The sequence below is a fragment of the Microbacterium shaanxiense genome (genome assembly GCF_054779995.1).
On the sequence record NZ_BAAGXE010000001.1, the window covers coordinates 227,253 to 247,067 of the forward strand.

The window sequence follows — 19,815 nt, forward strand, 5'->3', positions numbered from 1 at the left end:
CTATTCGGCGGGCGTGGTGTCCTCGGCCGGGGGCGTGGCTTGGGTCGAAGCTGGGTCGATCACCGTGGACGCGGCAGGGGCAGGCTGCTCGTCCATCGTTGGCGAGTCAATGACCGGTGCTTCGTCTGCCGGTGCCTCGAGTACCGGTACCTCGTCGACGGGCGCAAGTGGTTCCTCGGGTACAGGAGCGACCTCGACGGGTGCCGGCGGCGCATCAACGGGTGCAGTCGATACTGCTGGCTGTTCTACCGCAGCAGGAACCTTCTGCTCCGCGCTGATGGGCTCGCCCGACGCGACATTCGTCGCGTCGACGTCTGAAGTCGCCGTCGCGACCGACGAGGATCCCAGTCCGAGTTCTGCCAGCGTCGTGTGTCGCGGGAACTCGGTGCCATTGTCCGTCAGATAGTGAATCGTGACATCCGCACCGAGAAGTATCTGACGGAGCGTGGGTCTCAGGTCTATCGAGCCGCTGCCGTCGGTGTCGAGAACGATCTGATCGGCGCCGCCCGAACTTCCGTCCAGCAGCGCTTGAACTGTGGCTCCGGCCAGTCCGGAAACCGGTACGGTGACATGCAACTTCAGATCGTCGTCTAACCATATGCGAGATCCGCCGATGGTGACTGGTTCTGTGGGACCCGTTGCCGGAGGGTCAGTTCCTGGGTCTGTGCCGGGATCTGTCGGGTCTGTGGGATCGGTCGGGTCTGTGGGATCGGTCGGGTCCGTGGGATCCGTGGGATCGGTCGGGTCTGTGGGATCGGTCGGGTCCGTACCCGGGTCTGTGTCCTCACCATCGCCCGGATCCGTGCCCGGGTCTGTCGTGCCCGGGTCTTCGTCGCCGCCGCTGCCGTCCTCGGGAACCGGCGAAACGACCGGGGGCGCAGTGGCTGTCGAGCTCGAGGCGGTCTCATCGTCGATGGCGGGCGCCTTGACCGCGGGTGCCTTGTCGACGTCGTCTGGGTTCTCGGGCTTCTCTTCCGGTATCTCGAGGATGAACTTCTCGTCTTCGATCGCCGCTCCCGGCTTGAGTTCGGAGGAGATCGAAGAATCGCCTGCTTCGCTCGCGCTGGGCATTGAGGTCACGGGGTTCGCCTCCATGAGCCCCGGCACGATCGTGGTCGCAGCCACGACGCCGGCAACTACCAGCGCTGCTGATCCTGCTCCGACGAGGGCGCCGATGCCGGTCACTGCACCGGTCGCAGAACCCCCGGTTGCGCCGGCGCCCGCCGTGCCGGCGCCGACCGGGCTGCCGCCGTCGCCGGCAAGACCGCCCAGGGCACCGCTACCGGCACCTCCGACGACGGCCCCGCCTTCGACGACGCTGGACGGCATCGCAGCCAACGCCACGATCGGGATGCCGCCCCCTTGAAGCGTCGCTGTGTAGCCGGCTGCTCCGCCGACGCCGAGGACGAGGGGGAGAAGAACGAGAGCGAGACGGTTGGAGACGTCCTTCGCCTCTGCGACGACGATCATGCAGCGCGCGCAGTCCTCGATGTGCTCATCGAGACGCTTCTGATCGCGTGAGCTCAGGTTTCCGCGCGAGTAGGCGCCGAGATGCTCGATGGTCCACTGGCACTCGGACCCGGACTCGGCGTTGCGCAGGTGCGCCTGGATCCACGCCTCGCGCAGCCCCTCGCGGGCGCGGAAGGCGAGCTGCGATACCGCGCCGGCCTTCATACCGAGCAGCGGAGCGACCTCGGACGGCTTCATCTGCTCGATCTCGGTGTACCAGAGCACCTCCTGCCAGCGCGAGGGGAGGGCGCGGAAAGCCTGCGCCGTCAAGCTGCGGTCGAGTGCCTCATCTGCGGCCTGCTCCGTGCTGTCCGGATCGGCGACCGTTTCGAGCTCGTCCATCGCCGTCTCGCGGCGGGATCGGCCCCACGCGGCCGCGGTGTTGCGGATGCTGGTGAACAGATACGCGCGGAAGGATCCGTTCGGACCGCCGCCCTTGATGATCGCCTGGTAGATGCGAGTGTACGACTCCTGCACCAGATCATCCGGATCGAGGCTCGACGTGATCGAACGGGCGACGGACACACCCGACGGATAATGACGTCGCCACAGTTCCGCGAACGCGTCGGCGTCGCCCGAGCGGGTACGCAGGATCAGGTCGGCATCTGCTGATGCCCTGATGGCGGTGTGGTCGTGGTTCTGCACTGGCTTCCATCTGTCGTGAGAGTCGGATGAGCTCTCACATGAAGAGACGCGTGATCAGGTCGATGCTCACGCGCCCGGACCATTCTCCCTCGAAACTCTCAGGTAGGCCAGCCCTGTGGACAACTCGGAGAGAACTCCCAAAAAGTTTTCTGCCGTATCGCGTGATGAATCGGCTCCGTCGTCGTCTCATCAACCAGAGACAGCCATCAGAACTCCACCGGGGGGCGGAGTTCGGCACCGGTGCGGGGGCTTTTGCACCGGTCGGGTGGGCTCAGAACCTCGGGGGAGGAGTTCGAGCCCACCCGCTCTCAGCTCGGAGGGGAGACGAGGTCGCCGCTGGGGAGCGGCGACCTCCTTCCGTCCGGTCAGCCGAGCGACGCACCGGTCTGCACATGCACGACGCGCAGTCGCGCATCCAGCAGTACTGCGTCGCCGAGATGACCCGGCACCAGGCTGCCCAGCTCGCCGGCCAGGCCGACCGCTGCGGCGGGCGTCTGCGTGAGCGCGCGCACCGCCTCGACCAGCGGCGCACCGGCGGCGACTGCGCGCTGCAGGGCGACGTCCTGCGTGAGCGTGGAACCTGCGATCGATCCGGTGTCGTCGGCGCGGGCGATGCCGTCCGTCACGGTCACCTTCACGGCGCCGAGGTCGTAGCGCCCGTCCGCGCTGCCTGCCGCCGCCATCGCGTCGGTCACCAGCGCCACCCTGCCTGGGGCCGCGTCGAACAGCAGCTTGATCACATGCGGGTCGAGATGCACGTCGTCGGCGATGGCCTCGAGCACGACGCGATGGTCAGCTGCTGCGGCGAGCACCGGTCCCGGCGCCCGATGGTGGATGCCCGGCATCGCGTTGAACGCATGCGTGAGGATCGTCGCGCCCGCCTCGAACGCGGCGACGGCGGTCGCGGCATCCGCGTTCGTGTGGCCGACTGCGGCGGCTGAGCCTGCGGCGACGATCAGGGCGATCGCCTCGAGGCCGCCCGGAAGCTCCGGCGCGATCGTCACCTGGCGCACCGTCCCACGGCCGGCCTCGAGCAGCCGTCGCACATCTGCGGCCACCGGTGCGCGCAGCAGGGACGGCTCGTGAGCGCCATGATGACCGGGATCGAGGAACGGTCCCTCCAGGTGCGATCCGAGGATGTCGGCATCCGTCGTCATGAGATCGGCGATCTCGCCGACACGGCGAGCGAGGTCGTCGAGCGGAGCGGTCACGAGCGAGACGACCGCACGCGTCGTGCCGTGAGCGCGGTGCAGTTCGCGCGCCAGACGGATGGCGTCGACTCCGTCATCGAAGGATGCTCCGGCGCCGCCGTGCCCGTGGATGTCGATGAACCCCGGCGTGAGGATCGCACCCTCTCCCGCGAGGTCGACAGCGTCGATCACGCGGTCGGCGTCCGGCCGGCCGGCGCCGGTTCCCGTCGCGGACACGCGGCCGTCCTCGAACCTCACCCAGGCGTCAGCGGTCTCGACGCCGTCGGTGATCAGCCGGGCGGAGTGGATCAGGGTCGACGTCATCGGGAGCTCCAGGCGATCTCCGCGGGACGGTGGCCACCCCATCCTGCGGCATCCCAGGCGGCGCCGAGACCGCCGACGCGCTCGCGGAACGACGTCCACTCGCGCGATCCGGCCGGGGACCAGGCGACCTCGGCGATCGCTGCGACGCGCGGGAAGATCAGTTGATCGACGTCGTCCAGCGTCTCGACGGTCTCGGCCCACAGCGGGCCCTCCACCCCGAGGATCGCCTCGGCTGGCAGGGCATCGACGATGGCCGTCGGCTCCCATTCGTATGCCGTCTGCAGGTCGATCAACGCCGCCCAATCGAGTCCGAGCGGGAAATCGGCGTCGTACTTCTGGTCGAGGTACGCGGTGTTCGACGGCGACATGATCACCGAACCGCCGCGCTCGGCGAAGCGACGTGCGTGATCGGCGTGCGCTGCGTCAGGACTCGTGCTGCCCCAGTACTGCCCGATCGTGCCTTCGGCGACCATCGCCGAACCCGCTTCGTGCCACGTGATCGGTGTCTTGCCGAGCGCGGTGGTCAGGGCGGTGACGCGTTCGATGAAGGCATCGAAGTCGGCCGGCGCCGTGCCGTGGCACTCGTCGCCTCCGAGGTGCAGGAACGGGCCGGGGGTGAGGTCGGCGAGCTCGGAGAGGACGTCTTGCAGGAACGCCCACGTCGCGTCGTCGTGGATCTTCACGGACGAATGCCCCACACCGGTTCCCAGGTACGGTTCTCCGGCGACGGGGAGCGCTTCGCCGAGCGCCTCGGCCTGAGCGAGGAGGCCGTCATTCATGACCGGCGCCTCGCTGAGCTCCGGATACGCGAGGCCGATCGCGTGGGTGTGACCGGGGAGATCGATCTCCGGCACCACGATCATGCGGTGCTCGGCGGCGTAGCGCACGATCTCACGGAAGTCGTCCTTCGTGTAGAAGCCGCCGGGGCGGCCGGCGACCGCGGTCGTGGCGCCGCGCGCGGTGAGCAGCGGACGACTGTCGATCTGCAACCGCCACCCCTGGTCGTCGGTGAGGTGCAGGTGGAGCCGGTTGAACTTGAGCGATGACGCCCGCTCGATGAACGCCTTCACTGTGTCGACGTCGAAGAAGGTGCGGGCGACGTCGAGCATGACGCCGCGATACGCGAATCGGGGAGCATCGTCGATCTGCACGTGGGGGAGCGTCCAGGCGCCATCGTCCGCGGTGAGGAGCTGGCGCAGCGTCTGCGCTGCGTAGAAGAGGCCCGTGTCGGAACCCTGCAGCTGCGCAGTCTCTGCGACCTGAAGGGAGTACTGCTCGCCTTCTCCGGAGCGGCGCACGACGATGTCGCCGGCGCGGCGCTCCTCGCCGTGGACGATCGCGGGACGCAGCCCGGTGCGATCAGCGATCACGTCGGCGACGACGGATGCCGCGGCATCCGCACCGCTCTCGACGACGATGCGGGTGGCTGTCGTCAATGACAGCGCTCCGGTCGATTCCGTGACGGACGAGGGAAGCGGCACAAGTGGTAGGACCATGAACAAAACCTACCGTGCGACGGCCGGTGCGGCCAGATCCGCGCACTACTCTGGGTCTTCGGGATTCCGCTATGCTCGAACGGTCGCGACTGGCGTCTGGGTGGGTCACCACCGGGGAGCGACCGTTACGGAATTCGACCGCGCGCCTGGGCCGATGACATCCACCACCGATGACATTTCATTCCGCAACGAAAGAGGACGACATGACCGATCCGTACTTCAACGCTCCGCTCTCCGAGGTCGATCCCGAGATCGCAGAGGTCCTCGATCGCGAGTTGAACCGCCAGCGCACGTTCCTCGAGATGATCGCGTCCGAGAACTTCGTTCCCGTCTCCGTGCTGCAGTCGCAGGGTTCGGTGCTCACGAACAAGTACGCCGAAGGCTACCCCGGTCGTCGGTACTACGGCGGCTGCGAAGAAGTCGACGTCGCGGAGTCCCTCGCGATCGAGCGCGTCAAGTCGCTGTTCGGCGCGGAGTTCGCGAACGTCCAGCCCCACTCGGGCGCCACAGCGAACGCGGCCGTGATGCACGCGATCGCCCGCCCCGGCGACACCCTGCTCGGCCTCTCGCTCGATCACGGCGGACACCTCACGCACGGCATGAAGATCAACTTCTCCGGCCGGCTCTACAACATCGTCGCGTACGGCGTGAACCCCGAGACCTCGCTCGTCGACATGGACGAGGTGCGCCGCCTCGCGCTCGAGCACAAGCCCAAGGTCATCGTCGCCGGCTGGTCGGCGTATCCCCGCCAGCTCGATTTCGCGAAGTTCCGCGAGATCGCCGACGAGGTGGGCGCGTACCTCTGGGTCGATATGGCGCACTTCGCCGGACTCGTCGCCGCCGGCCTGCACCCCAACCCGGTCCCGCACGCGCACGTCGTCTCGTCGACCGTGCACAAGACGATCGGCGGCCCTCGCTCGGGCTTCATCCTCTCGAACGACGCCGAGATCGCGAAGAAGATCAACACCGCCGTGTTCCCGGGTCAGCAGGGCGGCCCGCTCATGCACGTGATCGCGGCCAAGGCCACGGCGTTCAAGCTCGCCGCGACCCCGGAGTTCAAGGACCGCCAGCAGCGCACGCTCAGCGGTGCCGCCATCCTCGCCGAGCGCCTCACGCAGCAGGACGTCGCGGATGCGCAGATCAAGGTGCGCTCCGGTGGTACAGACGTGCACCTCGTGCTCGTCGATCTCCGTGATGCCGAGATCGACGGCAAGCAGGCCGAAGACCTGCTGCACGACATCCACATCACCGTGAACCGCAACGCCGTGCCGAACGACCCGCGTCCGCCGATGGTCACCTCCGGTCTGCGCATCGGCACCTCGGCCCTCGCGACCCGCGGCTTCGGCGATGCCGAGTTCACCGAGGTCGCCGACATCATCGCCCTGGCCCTGCAGCCCGGCGCGGATGTGGCAGCGCTCAAGGCCCGCGTCGATGCTCTTGCCGGTGCGTTCCCGCTCTACCCGGAGCTGCAGCAGTGACCGCGGTCATCCTCGATGGCAAGGCCGCGGCTGCGGAGATCAAGAGCGAACTGACCGAGCGGGTCACGGCGCTGCGCGCGCGCGGCATCGTCCCCGGCATCGCGACCGTGCTCGTCGGCGCGGATCCGGCATCCCAGCTGTACGTCGGGATGAAGCACCGGCAGTCCGAGGCGATCGGCATGAACTCGATCCAGCGCGAGCTGTCGGCCGATGCCACGCAGGCCGAGGTCGAGGCGCTGATCGACGAGCTCAACGCCGACCCGACATGCCACGGATACATCGTGCAGCTGCCGTTGCCGAAGCACATCGACACCGATGCGATCCTCGAGCGCATCGACCCCGACAAGGACGCCGACGGCCTGCATCCGACCAACCTCGGGCGCCTCGTGCTGAACGTCAACGCGCCGATCCACACCCCGTTGCCCTGCACGCCTCGCGGTGTGATCGAGCTGCTGATGCGCAATGACTACGACCTCAAGGGCAAGCACGTCGTGGTCGTCGGTCGTGGCGTGACGATCGGCCGTTCGATCGGCCTGCTGCTGACGCGTCGCGAGCTCAACGCCACTGTGACGCTCACCCACACCGGCACGGTCGACATGGCGAAGTACCTCCGTGAGGCCGATGTCATCGTCGCGGCGGCCGGTGTCAAGCACCTCGTCCGCGCGGAGGACGTCAAGCCCGGCGCCGCCGTGCTCGATGTGGGAGTCACCCGCGAGGACGATCCCGAGACCGGCAAGTCGAAGGTCTACGGCGACGTGCACCCCGATGTGGCCTCGGTCGCCGGGTTCGTGTCGCCGAACCCCGGCGGAGTCGGTCCGATGACCGTCGCGCTGCTGATGACGAACGTCGTCGAAGCAGCCGAGCGCGCGGCAGGCTGAGCTACAGCTCGTCCAGCATCCGCCGCTGTTCGGGGGTGAGCCCGTCATCGAGCTCCTCCCGGGCAGCGGCGGTCGCACCGCTCTGCGGCCCGGTCGCCGGAGCATCGGTGCTCGCGGTCGTCGAAGCACGACCGCCCTTCACCTTCGACTGCACCGTGTCGAACACCGCACCGGCGCGCGCCTCGATGCGGTCATCGACCAGGTCGTAGACGACCCAGGCGAGCAGCAGGTACAGCGGGGGCAGCACGTAGCCCCAGAACCAGCCGTTCACGTCGACACCGCTGAGAAGGACGGTCAGCACCCAGACGATCAGCTCGACGATGAACACCAGCACGTACTGGACGATCTTCTCGCCGACCTTCGTCCGCGTCTGCGCCGACTTCGACGCCGCGCCGCGGAACACCCTGAGCAGCGTCGGTTTCAGCGCGAGGGTCGCAAGAGTCAGGATGACTGCGGCCCACAGCGCGTTCCAGCCGACGCTGACGCTCGACATGAGCAGGCCTATGAGCAGCAGCACCACGACGTTGAACACGTACAGGGAGACGGCGCGGACGGTCCAGGTCTTCATGAGTGTCAGCCTACGGCGCTGTATCGCCGTGCGGAAGAAACAGGGATCAGCCGGTGATGCCGGGCGCCTCGACGCCGACGATCCTGGCGTGCTCGTCGAATCGGAAGGTGGCCGAGCCGGTGGCATCGGTCACCACCGCGCCGCTGAACGCCTCATCCGTCCACTGCAGGTTCCATCCGGCCAGACGCGCCGCATCCCACACCGACGAGCGCGCATCGCTGAGCGCGAGCCCTGACAGCACGCGCGGTGTCGAGACGACGGCGTCGCGCACCGTGAGCGGTGCGATCGGCGCATCCAGCAGGAAGACGGCGCGCGTCCCGCCGCCGATCGGTGCGGAGTAGTACGGGGAGCGGCCGGTGATCTCCACGGCCACAGTGCCGATCTGATGTGAGACCTGTGCGATCCAGTCGTCGAGATCTGCGCCGGTGTCCTCCGGGAACGGCAGCTCGGGCTGGCTGAGTTCGGTGATGCCGTACTGGGTGCCGTAGTCGCGCAACTGCGCGGCGACGCCCTGCGCGTCACCCTGGGGGTGCGCCCATGCCCAGAGGAGGGATCGCGGTCCCGGCGCGATCGTCGCGACCAGGTGGGGGCGGGTCACCAACTGATGCGCGGGGTTCGCGTTCGCGGTGAAAGTGAGGGTGCCTGCGGCCATGTCGGCGTCCCACCGGTGCTCGCCGAGGGCGTCGACCGCGGTGGTGAGCGCGTCCTGGCGGAGTGTGGCGAACAGTGCTGCGCGATCGGCAAGAGGCTGCAAGGCTGCGAAGGTCATGATCCCAGTCTGGCCTTGATTCCTATGATTCCGCCACCTCAGCGGCGTCGCGATCCGCCGCCCTGCCCATGCGCCAGACGCTGGGCACCGCGAGCGTGACGAGCGCGCACCCCGCATAGAGCACCGCGGAGGCGACCAGCACGATTCGGACGTCGGCGTGCGTGATCATCCACCCGTAGACGAGCGTGCCGATCGGCATCACGACGAAGCTGCCGAGCATGTCGTAACTGGATACCCGTGAGAGCTTGTCACCGGGGATGGTCTCCATCATCGCCACGTTCCAGCCCGTGCTGAAGACCTCGAGGCCCGCACCGGCCAGCAGCGCGGCGATGGCCAGCAGCGCCACTGCCGGGTGCAGCCCGAGCATCGTCAGCGGGATCGCGAAGAACGCCATGCCGATCATGCCGAGTCTCAGCGGGCGCTTCAGTGGGAACCACATCAGCACCAGCGTCATGAGCAGTACGCCGACGCCCTCCGCGCTGATCACCCAGCCCCATCCGGTGATGCCGAGGAGCTCGTTGTTCTTGGCGATGTACGGACCGACGACTCCCCAGGCGCCGACGTGTATCGCGTTCATGATCATGAACGCGAGCACGATGACCCACAGCCACGTGCGGCTGCGGAACTCGTCCCATCCTGTGCGCAGATCGCGGATCAGCGTCGACTCGCCTGAGCCGACCGGCGGGGGCAGCTTCACGAGAGCGAGCACGGGGATCGCGCACAGCCAGCCCGCGACCTGTACGAGCATCGCCCAGGCGGGACCGGCGGTCGCGACGAGGATGCCGGCGATCACCGGGCCGCCGATGGTGACGGCTGATCGGACGAATGAAAGGAGTGCGTTCGCCTGCTGCAGGTGGGCCGGTGTGGTCAGCTGCGGGATGATGCCCTGCATCGCGGGCAGCACGAACGCCGTCGAGGCGCCGTTCACCGCTGCGAGCACCACCATCAGCGGGATCGTGGCCGTTCCGCTGAACAGCAGCGCGGCCATCGTGCCCATGGAAAGGATGTCGATGACGTAGCAGCTCTGGATGATGAGCGCCCGTGGCAGCCGATCGGCGACCACTCCGCCGAACAGCACGAACACGATGTTCGCGATCGTGAAGGCGGTGAGGACGTAGGAGAGCGACAGCGCATCGTTGTCGACCTGCAGCACCGCGAAGGCCAGGGCGATCGACGACATCGAACCGGTGACCAGTGTGATCGCGCGTGCGATGAAGAACCAGCGGAAGCCAGGATCCTGCATGGCCGCGAGGCCTCGGATCATGAACGGGGCTTCGACGAGAGCATCCGCCGATCTTCTCACGACGAACCGCCTGCTCGCCGTCGACCCGGCACGAAACGGGATGGCCTGTGTCGACGGCGAGCGGGGGAGTAGTCAGGGCAGACGGGCGGCGTACTGCTCTCGGATGATCGGGCGCGTGTCGGCCTCCGGGTGCGCGGTGATCTCCACCGGCCACTCCGGCGCGGCGCCGCTGAGGCCCCAGGCGGCCTGTACCGCTGCTCCGAGCGCCACGTACTCTCCGGGTGCAGGAACCACGACGGGCGCATCGAACACCTGCGCCGCGATGCGTGCCACGGCTTCGCTCTGCGCTGCGCCGCCGACGAGCAGGATGCGCTCGGCCTTCACGCCGTGCGCACGGATGCGGTCGAGGCCGTCTGCGAGGCCGCACAGCACGCCCTCGATCGCCGCGCGAGCGAGGTTCTCGCGGCTCGTCGAGGTGAGGGTCATGCCGAACAGTGAAGCGGTGGCGTCAGGGAGGTTCGGCGTGCGCTCGCCCTCGAACCACGGCTGCAGCACGAGACCGTCGGCGCCGGGCTCTGCGCTCAGCGCGAGCCGGGAGAACTCGTCGTGATCCACCCCGAGGAGGGATGCCGTGGCATCCAGCACCCGCGCCGCGTTCAGCGTCGCGACCAGCGGCAGGAAGCCTCCGGCCGCGTCGGCGAATCCCGCCACGGTGCCGGTCGGGTCGGCGACCGCCACATCGGTGACGGCGAACACCGTTCCGCTCGTACCGATCGAGACTCCGATGTCACCGCTGCCCGCGCCCATTCCGAGTGCGGCGGCGGCGTTGTCGCCCGCGCCGGCCGTGACGAGGATCCCGCTCTGACCTTCGACGTGCTCGGCGGGGCCGAGCACACGGGGGAGCACGATGCCGGTCGCATCCCGCCGCAGCGCGATCGCGAGCAGTTCACGGTCGTACTCGCCTCGAGCCGAGTCGAAGTAGCCGGTGCCGCTGGCATCGGATCGATCTGTGACGAGCTCGTCGAGCACGGGGCCCAGCGGCGACTCGTCGGACGGCCCGTAGCCGCGCAGGCGCCACGTGAGCCAGTCGTGGGGGAGTGCGATCGCCGCGATACGGGCCGCATTCTCCGGCTCGGCATCAGCCACCCAGCGCACCTTGCTCGCCGTGAACGAAGCGACGGGTACGACGCCGGTGCGCCGTGCATACTCCGCGGCGCCGATCTCTGCGGTCAGTGCGGTCGCGGCATCCGCCGATCTTGTGTCGTTCCACAGCAGAGCGGGCCGGATGACCCGCCCCTGCGCATCCAGGGCGACCAGACCGTGCTGCTGTCCGCCGATGCCGACTGCGGCGACGTCGTCGAGACCGCCGGCATCGGCGATGGCGCTGCGCAGCGCTTCCCACCACGCCGCGGGGTCGACCTCGGTGCCGTCAGGGTGACCGGCGCGTCCGGAGCGGATGACCGCTCCGGACGCGAGGTCGCGCACGACGACCTTGCAGCTCTGCGTCGACGAATCGACGCCGGCGACGAGTGTCTGCGTGCCGTTCGACATGGATCAGCGAGCGCCGAGCAGGTGCTCGGTGGCGAGCTGCTGCAGACGGACGAAGCCGAAGCCCTTGCCGCCGAGGTAGGCGTCGGCGTCGAAGTCCTCGAAGGCGCTGCGGTCGGCGAGGAAGTCGTCGTAGCTCTCGCCGGGGTTCAGCGTCGGCTGTGCGAGCTCGGCGACCTTGGAGGCGGCCAGCGCCTCCTGCACCTCGGGGTCTGCACGGAACGCCGCTGCGCGCTCCTTCAGGAGCAGGTAGGTGCGCATGTTCGCAGCTGCCGAGTCCCACACGCCGTTCTCGTCCTCGGTGCGGCTGGGCTTGTAGTCGAAGTGACGCGGGCCGTCGTAGGCGGGGACGCCGCCGGGGCCGCCGTTCTCGAGCAGGTCGACCAGCGCGAACGCGTTGTGCAGGTCGCCGTGACCGAACACGAGGTCCTGGTCGTACTTGATGCCGCGCTGACCGTTGAGGTCGATGTGGAACAGCTTCTCGTGGAACAGCGCCTGGGCGATGCCTGCCGCGAAGTTCAGGCCCGCCATCTGCTCGTGGCCGACCTCGGGGTTCACGCCGAACAGCTCGGGGCGTGCGAGGGAGCCGATGAAGGCGATCGCGTGGCCGAGCGTCGGCAGCAGGATGTCGCCGCGGGGCTCGTTCGGCTTGGGCTCGATCGCGAAGCGGATGTCGTAACCCTTGTCGGTGACGTAGTCGGCGAGGAGGTTCACGGACTCGCGGTAGCGCTCGAGGGCCTGGCGCACGTCCTTCGCGGAGTCGTACTCGGCGCCCTCGCGGCCACCCCACATGACGAAGGTCTTGGCGCCGAGCTCTGCACCGAGGTCGAGCTGGCGGAACACCTTGCGCAGCGCATAGCGGCGAACCTGGCGATCGTTGGAGGTGAAGCCGCCGTCCTTGAACACCGGCGCGCTGAACAGGTTCGTGGTGACCATCGGGACGACGATGCCCGTGTCGGAGAGCGCGCCCTTGAGGCGGTCGATCTGCTTCTGGCGCTCGGCGTCGGTCGAACCGAACGCGAACAGGTCGTCGTCGTGGAACGTCAGACCGTAAGCGCCGAGCTCTGCGAGCTTCTCGACGGCGTGCACGACGTCGAGACGGGGACGGGTGGGGCCGCCGAACGGGTCGGTGCCGTTGTAATCGACGGTCCAGAGTCCGAACGAGAACTTGTCTTCGCGGGTGGGGGTGAGTGCCATGAGGAAGTCGCTTTCAACATCGATGGTGAATTGTTGTGAGTAAAAACATATCAGGGCACCGCCCCGGTCGCAATGCCGAACGGGGTGCGTCAGCGCGTCGGCGCGGCCGTGGAACCACGCGCAATGAGTTCGGCCGGCATGCGGACGTGCTCGGGCTCGCCCCCGCTGAGCATGCTGAGCAGCACGCGCACGGCGGCGGTGCCCATGGTGGCCAGGGGCTGGCGCACCGTCGTCAACTGTGGGACATGGGATGCCGCCTCCGGGATGTCGTCGAACCCGACGACGGACAGGTCGTCAGGCACCCGCAGGCCGCGCTCCGCCGCGACCCTGATCATCTCGAGGGCGGAGAGATCGTTCGCCGCGAACACCGCGGTCGGTCGGTCGTCCAGATCAAGCAGCGCGTGGGAGCCGGCGGTCGCACTCGCGGCGCGATACCCGCCCTCTGCGACGAGCGCGGGATCGAAGGGTATGCCGGCGCTCTTCAGTGCGGCACGGTACCCGCGCTCGCGTTGGTGGGCGGACTCGAGGTCGGTGCGGCCGCGGAGATGCCCGATTCGACGGTGTCCGAGCGAGATCAGATGCTCGGTCGCGGCGTGGGCGCCGTCGAGGCTGTGCACGGCGACGGTCGCCGGTCCATCGGCGCCGGTGTGTGGATCGACCGCGACGATCGGGACGTTCGAGCGCTCGGGCGTGGTGGTGGGGGTGACGAGGATGGCTCCGTCGATCAGCGTGCCGCCGAGACGTGAGAGCGAGCGGCGCTCCCACCCGAGGTGATCGCCGGCCGAGACCGTGCCGGCGTACGCGAGCACGTCGTAGGGAGTGCCGTCCAGCGCCGTCGAGACTCCGCGCAGCAGTTCGAGGGCGAAGGGTTCGAACTCGGCGACGAGCACGCCGATCACGTTCGTCCTGCCGCGCCGCATCGAGGTGGCGACCAGAGAACTCTCGTAGCCGAGTTCGGCCACCACGCGGAGCACGCGTGCATGAGTCGTGGCGGAGACGCCGTCGCGTCCGTTGATCGCCTTCGAGACGGTGGCCACCGACACGCCGGCCGTTCGGGCCACGTCGGTGATGGTTGGCCGAGCATTCATGCCAGTCAGCCTAACCGAATAGAAAACGTTATCGATATCGTTTGACATGTTCGTGGGAGCGGTGTCAGAGTGGGCACACGAACACATTGGTGTGGCTGGCAACAAATGTCGTGTCGCGCTGCACGAGAACTCGAAGAAGAGGAGAACACAGCATGAAGATGCGAAAGGCATTGGCGGCAGGCGCCGCAGTCGTCGCACTGGGATCGCTCGTCCTGGCCGGGTGCAGCGGCACCAGCGGTGGCGGCGGCGAAGGCGAGGGTGGCGAGACCACGCTCACCATGTGGCACAACTCGACGACCGGTGACGGCAAGCAGTACTGGGAGGACGCCGCGGCCGCGTTCAACGAGGCGAACCCCGAGGTGACGGTCAAGGTCACCTCGATCCAGAACGAGGACATGGACGGCAAGCTCCAGACCGCCGTCAACTCGGGTGACATGCCGGACATCTTCATGGCGCGCGGCGGCGGCAAGCTCGCCGACATCGTCGCTGCCGGCAAGGTCAAGGACCTCACCGACCTCATCGACGACGACGTCAAGACGGCTCTCGGAGAGGCTCCGTTCAGTGCGTTCACCGTCGACGGCAAGATCTACGGCGTGCCCAGCGCCGTGCTGCCCGGCGGAATCTTCTACAGCAAGGATCTGTTCGAGCAGGCCGGCATCGCCTCCGAGCCGACGACCGTCGCCGAGCTCGAGGACGCGGTGGACAAGCTCAAGACGGCAGGGATCGCGCCGATCGCTCTCGGCCCGAAGGACGCCTGGCCCGCGGCGCACTGGTACTACTTCTTCGCGGTGCGCGCCTGCGGACAGGACGTCATCGAGAACCTGGCGACGAGCCCCGACTTCACCGACAAGTGCTGGCTGGACGCCGCCGACAACCTCAACGAGTTCGCGGAGACCGAGCCGTTCAACGAGGGCTTCCTGACGACGACGGCTCAGCAGGGCGCGAACTCGTCCGCCGGTCTCGTCGCCAACCACAAGGCCGCCATGGAGCTCATGGGCGCGTGGGACGTCGGCGTGATCGCCGGTCTCACCCCCGACGAGCAGCCGCTGCCGGACCTCGGCTGGTTCCCGTTCCCCGAGGTTGACGGCGGCGACGGCGAAGCCGGCGCGATGATGGGCGGCGTCGACGGGTACTCGTGCTCGACCGACTCCCCGGCATCCTGCGAGGAGTTCCTGAACTTCGTCTCGTCGAAGGAATGGCAGGAGGGGTACGCCACCGCTTTCCAGACGATCCCCGCCAACCAGGATGCGACCGGTGCAGTGACCGACCCGTCGCTGAAGCCGCTCATGGAGGCATACAGCAAGGCACCGTACGTGTCGCTGTGGCTGGACACCGCGCTCGGCCAGAACGTCGGAAACGCGCTGAACACCGGTGTCGTCGAGATGCTCGCAGGTCAGGGCGACCCGCAGAAGCTCGTCGACAGCATCGCGAACGCCGCGGCGAGGGGCTGACAAGCGAAATGACCGAATCTCAGGCGCTGATGTCATCCACTGCGCCTGCGAGGAGCAACCGTGTCGGGACCGATCGTGCATCGGTCCCGACACGGGCGCCGCGGCGTCCCGACTGGCGCAAACGTGGCGAGATCGCGCTCCTGGCGGGACCCGCACTGCTGATCTTCGTCGGCTTCGTCATCTTCCCGGTGATGATGGCCGCGTTCTACGGCTTCTTCAAATGGAACGGCTACGGCTGGCCCACCGAGTTCGTCGGACTCGACAACTACGCCCTCATGCTGCAGGACGACACGTTCCGCGCAGCCGTGGGGCACAACTTCACGATCGTCGTCCTCTCACTGCTCATGCAAGGGCCGATCGCGATCCTGTTCGCACTTCTGCTGAACCAGAAGATCCGCGGACGCTCCGTGATCCGCGTGCTGATCTTCGCCCCGTACGTGATCGCCGAGGTGGTGGTCGGAACCGGCTGGAGCCTCATGCTCCAGGATGCCGGGGCGCTGAACTCCCTCCTCGAGAAGGTGGGCCTCGGCGCGCTGCAGAACTCGTGGATCGCGGATCCGGCGATAGCGATGTGGTCGCTGATGATCATCATCACGTGGAAGTACATCGGCTTCGCCGTGATCCTGATGCTCGCCGGTATGCAGTCCATCCCCGAAGAGCTCTACGAGGCGGCGGCCATCGACGGCGCCGGATTCTGGAAGTCGCAGTGGAGCATCACTCTTCCGCTGCTCGGACCGACCATCCGCATCTGGGCCTTCCTGTCGATCATCGGCTCGCTGCAGCTGTTCGACCTCGTCAACATCATCTGGGGCCAGTACATCGCGGCGACCGCCGGCACATCGACCATGGCCACCTACATGTACCAGAACGGGCATCTGGCCGGAAGCTACGGCTACGGCAACGCGGTAGCCGTGATGCTCTTCCTCATCTCACTCGTCGTCGCTCTCGTGTACCAGCGGTTCGTGCTCCGCCGCGACACCGAGGGTGCGCTGACGGGGGACAGCCGAAAGGGGCGCCGGCGATGACCGACACTCTGAAGACCTCCGTGGCCATTCAGGCCATCGGGCCGCGCGGACGCCGACGCTCGCCATCCGGTGTGCGATGGGGGAGCCCCGGCGTCTACCTGGTCGCGTTGATCCTGATCACGGTCTGCATCACGCCGATCCTCTACATCATCATCGGCGGGTTCCGCACGAACTCGCAGATCACGACCGACCCGTCCGGCTGGCCCGCGCCGTGGGAGATCGGCAATTACACCGACGTGCTCGGCAGCAGCGAGTTCTGGACCGCGATGGTCAACTCGACGATCGCCGCAGTCGGCACCACGCTCGGCGCCGTCATCCTCGGTGTGATGGCCAGCTACGTCATCGCCCGGTACGACTTCGGCGGCAAGGCCATCATGTACTCGTTCTTCGCAGCGGGTCTGATGTTCCCGATCACCGTGGCGATCACACCGCTGTACCTGCTGATCCGCAACCTCGGCCTGGTCAACAGCCTCGGCGGCATCATCCTGCCGCAGATCGCCTTCGCCCTGCCGACCACGATCATCATCCTCGTGCCGTTCCTGCGGGCCATCCCGAAGGAGCTGGAGGAAGCGGCATCCATCGACGGCGCCTCCAGGCTCGGTTTCTTCTGGAGGATGGTGATCCCGCTGAGCCTGCCCGGCGTGATCACGGTGGGCATCCTCGCGTTCATCGGATCGTGGAACGGATACATGCTGCCGCTGTTCATCCTCAACGATGCGAGTCTGTTCACCCTCCCGCTCGGGGTGCAGAACTTCTCGTCGCAGTACTCGGTCGACACCGCGAGGGTGCTCGCGTACACGTCGTTGTCGATGCTGCCCGCGCTGATCTTCTTCAGCATGTTCGAGCGTCGGATCGTCGGTGGGCTCACCGGCGCGGTCAAGGGCTGAACCGACCACATAGGTCTCAGCAGAGATGAAAGAGAGATCCGTGTCGGATACCAACGCGGGAGTTCCCGCCATGCCCGCAGTGTCGGAGCGAGTGCGTGCGCTGCACGCGCAGATGACGCTCGAGGAGAAGCTCGCGCAGATCGTCGGGTACTGGCTCGACCAGAACGGCGTCGTCGCACCGATGCAGTCCGAGATGGCGGCCGGCCAGCAGGACGGCGGCCAGTTGGAGGACGTGACCAGGAACGGTCTCGGCCACTACACGCGCGTGTACGGCACCCGCCCTGTCGAACCGGCCGAGCGCGCCGCGTGGCTCTGGGCGGAGCAGCGGCGTCTCAAGCGCGAGACGAGACTGGGCATCCCCGCCCTCGTGCACGAGGAATGCCTCACAGGTCTCGCGGCCTGGAAGGCAGCGGCGTTCCCCACGCCGTTGGCCTGGGGCGCGACGTTCGACCCCGACCTCGTGCAGGAGATGGCCGCCTCGATCGGGGAGTCGATGCGCGAGCTCGGCATCCATCAGGGTCTCGCACCTGTGCTCGACGTCATCCGCGATCCTCGCTGGGGACGGGTGGACGAATGCATCGCGGAGGACCCGTACGTCGTCGGCGTGCTCGGCACCTCGTACGTCACCGGTCTGCAGTCCGCCGGCGTGCATGCCACGCTGAAGCACTTCGTCGGGTACTCGGGTTCGCGCGCCGGGCGCAATCACGCTCCGGTGTCCGCGGGGCCGCGGGAGATCGCGGACGTGTTCCTGCCGCCGTTCGAGATGGCGCTGTTCGACGGCGGCGCTCGATCGGTCATGAACTCCTACGCCGAGATCGACGGTGTGCCGCTCGGTTCCAGCGCGGAGTACCTCACGGATCTGCTGCGGGAGCGCTGGGGTTTCGACGGCGTGGTCGTCGCCGACTACTTCGCGGTGGCGTTCCTCGAGGTCATGCACGCCGTCGCGGCTGACCGCGGCGGTGCGGCAGCAGCCGCGCTGACCGCGGGCATCGACGTGGAACTGCCCACCGGCGACGCCTATCTCGCCCCGCTCGCCGAGCGGATCCGGGCGGGCGAGTTCGATGAGGCCTTCGTCGATCGGGCGGTCCTGCGCGCGCTCGCGCAGAAGGAGGAGCTCGGACTCCTCGAGCCGGACGTGTTCGAGGACGAGCCGCCGGCCCTCATCGATCTGGACTCACTGCGCCACCGCGACATCGCCCGTCGCATCGCGGAGGAGTCGATCGTGCTGCTGTCGAACGACGGCATCCTCCCGCTCCAGGGCGCGCAGGCCGCCCCGACCCGCATCGCGGTGATCGGGCCCAACGCGCACCGCGCAGAAGCGCTGATGGGGTGCTATTCGTTCGCCAATCACGTTCTCGCGCACCATCCCGGATACGAGATCGGCTTCGAGATCCCGACGTTCCTGGAGGCGTTCAGGGCCGAGGCCCGCGCAGGCACGGACGTGGTGTACGCCCGGGGCGCAGACGTGGAGGGCGACGACCGCACCGGATTCGAGGAGGCCGTCGCGGCCGCCGCGGGTGCGGAGGTGGCGATCGTCGTCGTCGGTGATCAGGCAGGTCTGTTCGGCCGCGGCACCGTGGGGGAGGGGAACGACTCCGAGACCCTCGAGCTGCCCGGTGTGCAGCGCGATCTCATCGAGGCGGTCGTCGCGACCGGCACTCCGGTCGTCATGGTCGCCCTGACCGGTCGGCCGTACGCGATCGGCTGGGCGCTGGACGGCGAGCACCGGCCTGCCGCGGTGCTGCAGACGTTCTTCCCAGGGGAAGAAGGGGCCGCAGCGCTCGCCGGTGTGATCTCCGGCAGGGTCAATCCGTCCGGCAGGCTGCCCGTGTCGTTGCCGCGGGCGGCGGGAGCGCAGCCGTTCACCTACCTGCACCCGCGACTCGGCGGGGCGTCGGACGTCACGGCCACAGACCCGACCCCGGTCCGGCCGTTCGGCTTCGGACTCTCGTACTCGCGTGTCGCGTACGGGGACCTCGTGGTGGATCCGGAGGTGGGCGCAGGGGAGACCTTCTCCGCCTCCGTCGAGGTCACCAACGTCGGTGAGCGTGCGGTGAACGACGTCGTGCAGCTGTACGGCAGGGATGTCGTCGCCTCGGTGACGAGGCCGGTGGCGCAGCTGCTCGCCTTCCACCGTGTGGCGCTCGAGCCTGGGCAGTCGGCGACCGTGAGGTTCGACGTCCCCACCCAGCGCTTCGCCTTCAGCGATCGGACGATGACCCGGGTCGTCGAACCGGGCGACGTCGAGGTGTGGGTGGGCGCAGACGCAGCGGCGACCGCGGCGGCCGGCGACGCGACCGCGCGCTCGACGGTGGCGGTGACGGGCGACGTGCACGTGCTCACGACGGCGGATCCGCGTAGAGCGACCGCAGCCGTGGTGGCATCCGGTGCCGTGGAGTTCGACGCGGCATCCGGTTCGCTGTCGGAGGAGGCGATCTCCTCCGACGTGCCTCGCTGATCGACGGCCGCCGACCGGATAACGTGTCATGAGCAACTTAATGGGAGACGGTGGGGGACAC

Annotated in this window: 15 protein-coding genes and 1 riboswitch; of the genes, 6 read left to right on the plus strand and 9 right to left on the minus strand. The window is 68.0% G+C overall.

Translation table 11 applies throughout. The features are described 5' to 3' along the window. From ACYVG2_RS01010 to ACYVG2_RS01020, 3 genes are all read right to left on the minus strand, one after another. Complete coding sequence (locus ACYVG2_RS01010) at positions 1-2,154, minus strand: sigma-70 family RNA polymerase sigma factor (RefSeq protein ID WP_460779275.1); 2,154 nt, start codon at positions 2,152-2,154, stop codon at positions 1-3. 365 nt (positions 2,155-2,519) lie between these two features. Further along, a complete protein-coding gene (locus tag ACYVG2_RS01015; protein WP_460779276.1) occupies positions 2,520-3,668 on the minus strand; it encodes an N-acetylglucosamine-6-phosphate deacetylase in 1,149 nt (382 codons plus the stop codon). After that, a complete protein-coding gene (locus ACYVG2_RS01020) occupies positions 3,665-5,164 on the minus strand; it encodes a family 20 glycosylhydrolase (protein ID WP_460779277.1) in 1,500 nt (499 codons plus the stop codon). Before ACYVG2_RS01020 ends, ACYVG2_RS01015 begins: the two co-directional genes overlap by 4 nt. Positions 5,165-5,239: 75 nt before the next feature. Continuing rightward, positions 5,240-5,323: riboswitch (ZMP/ZTP riboswitch) on the plus strand. 44 nt (positions 5,324-5,367) lie between these two features. On the opposite strand from ACYVG2_RS01020, the gene glyA reads away from it, so the two are divergent. Together glyA and ACYVG2_RS01030 are read left to right on the plus strand one after the other, a co-directional pair. Next, positions 5,368-6,642 carry a serine hydroxymethyltransferase gene (gene glyA, locus ACYVG2_RS01025; RefSeq protein WP_460779278.1) on the plus strand — a complete coding sequence of 425 codons (1,275 nt, stop codon included), beginning with the start codon at positions 5,368-5,370 and terminating at the stop codon, positions 6,640-6,642. Next, the gene (locus ACYVG2_RS01030) at positions 6,639-7,520 is read left to right on the plus strand and encodes a bifunctional methylenetetrahydrofolate dehydrogenase/methenyltetrahydrofolate cyclohydrolase (RefSeq protein ID WP_460779279.1); all 882 of its coding nucleotides are present in this window, start codon (positions 6,639-6,641) and stop codon (positions 7,518-7,520) included. Before glyA ends, ACYVG2_RS01030 begins: the two co-directional genes overlap by 4 nt. Before the next feature lies 1 nt (position 7,521). Here the strand turns inward: ACYVG2_RS01030 and ACYVG2_RS01035 are convergent, their stop codons facing one another. From ACYVG2_RS01035 to ACYVG2_RS01060, 6 genes are all read right to left on the minus strand, one after another. Beyond that, entirely contained in the window at positions 7,522-8,088 is a 567-nt protein-coding gene (locus tag ACYVG2_RS01035; RefSeq protein WP_460779280.1) for a hypothetical protein, read from the minus strand. A gap of 46 nt (positions 8,089-8,134) precedes the next feature. After that, positions 8,135-8,857, minus strand: coding sequence for a DUF6882 domain-containing protein (locus ACYVG2_RS01040; protein WP_460779281.1), 723 nt, complete (start codon positions 8,855-8,857; stop codon positions 8,135-8,137). A 22-nt stretch (positions 8,858-8,879) separates the two neighbouring features. Beyond that, positions 8,880-10,160 carry an MFS transporter gene (locus tag ACYVG2_RS01045; RefSeq protein ID WP_460779283.1) on the minus strand — a complete coding sequence of 427 codons (1,281 nt, stop codon included), beginning with the start codon at positions 10,158-10,160 and terminating at the stop codon, positions 8,880-8,882. Between the two features lie 72 nt (positions 10,161-10,232). Next, positions 10,233-11,651 carry a xylulokinase gene (xylB, locus tag ACYVG2_RS01050; protein ID WP_460779284.1) on the minus strand — a complete coding sequence of 473 codons (1,419 nt, stop codon included), beginning with the start codon at positions 11,649-11,651 and terminating at the stop codon, positions 10,233-10,235. A gap of 3 nt (positions 11,652-11,654) precedes the next feature. Beyond that, positions 11,655-12,845 carry a xylose isomerase gene (gene xylA / locus ACYVG2_RS01055; RefSeq protein WP_460779285.1) on the minus strand — a complete coding sequence of 397 codons (1,191 nt, stop codon included), beginning with the start codon at positions 12,843-12,845 and terminating at the stop codon, positions 11,655-11,657. Between the two features lie 89 nt (positions 12,846-12,934). Further along, positions 12,935-13,933 (minus strand): LacI family DNA-binding transcriptional regulator, encoded by a 999-nt coding sequence (locus ACYVG2_RS01060; protein WP_460779286.1) that lies wholly within the window; start codon positions 13,931-13,933, stop codon positions 12,935-12,937. A 152-nt stretch (positions 13,934-14,085) separates the two neighbouring features. Between ACYVG2_RS01060 and ACYVG2_RS01065 the strand changes: the two genes are divergently transcribed. From ACYVG2_RS01065 to ACYVG2_RS01080, 4 genes are read left to right on the plus strand one after another with little or no spacing between them, the layout of a single operon-like run. Beyond that, positions 14,086-15,384: an extracellular solute-binding protein gene (locus ACYVG2_RS01065; RefSeq protein WP_460779287.1), complete on the plus strand. Its 1,299-nt coding sequence runs from the start codon at positions 14,086-14,088 to the stop codon at positions 15,382-15,384. 8 nt (positions 15,385-15,392) lie between these two features. Beyond that, positions 15,393-16,409: a carbohydrate ABC transporter permease gene (locus tag ACYVG2_RS01070; RefSeq protein WP_152594800.1), complete on the plus strand. Its 1,017-nt coding sequence runs from the start codon at positions 15,393-15,395 to the stop codon at positions 16,407-16,409. Further along, positions 16,406-17,296 (plus strand): carbohydrate ABC transporter permease, encoded by an 891-nt coding sequence (locus tag ACYVG2_RS01075; RefSeq protein WP_052166697.1) that lies wholly within the window; start codon positions 16,406-16,408, stop codon positions 17,294-17,296. Before ACYVG2_RS01070 ends, ACYVG2_RS01075 begins: the two co-directional genes overlap by 4 nt. A gap of 25 nt (positions 17,297-17,321) precedes the next feature. Then, positions 17,322-19,754: a beta-xylosidase/alpha-l-arabinosidase gene (locus tag ACYVG2_RS01080; protein WP_460779288.1), complete on the plus strand. Its 2,433-nt coding sequence runs from the start codon at positions 17,322-17,324 to the stop codon at positions 19,752-19,754. Positions 19,755-19,815: the final 61 nt, after the last annotated feature.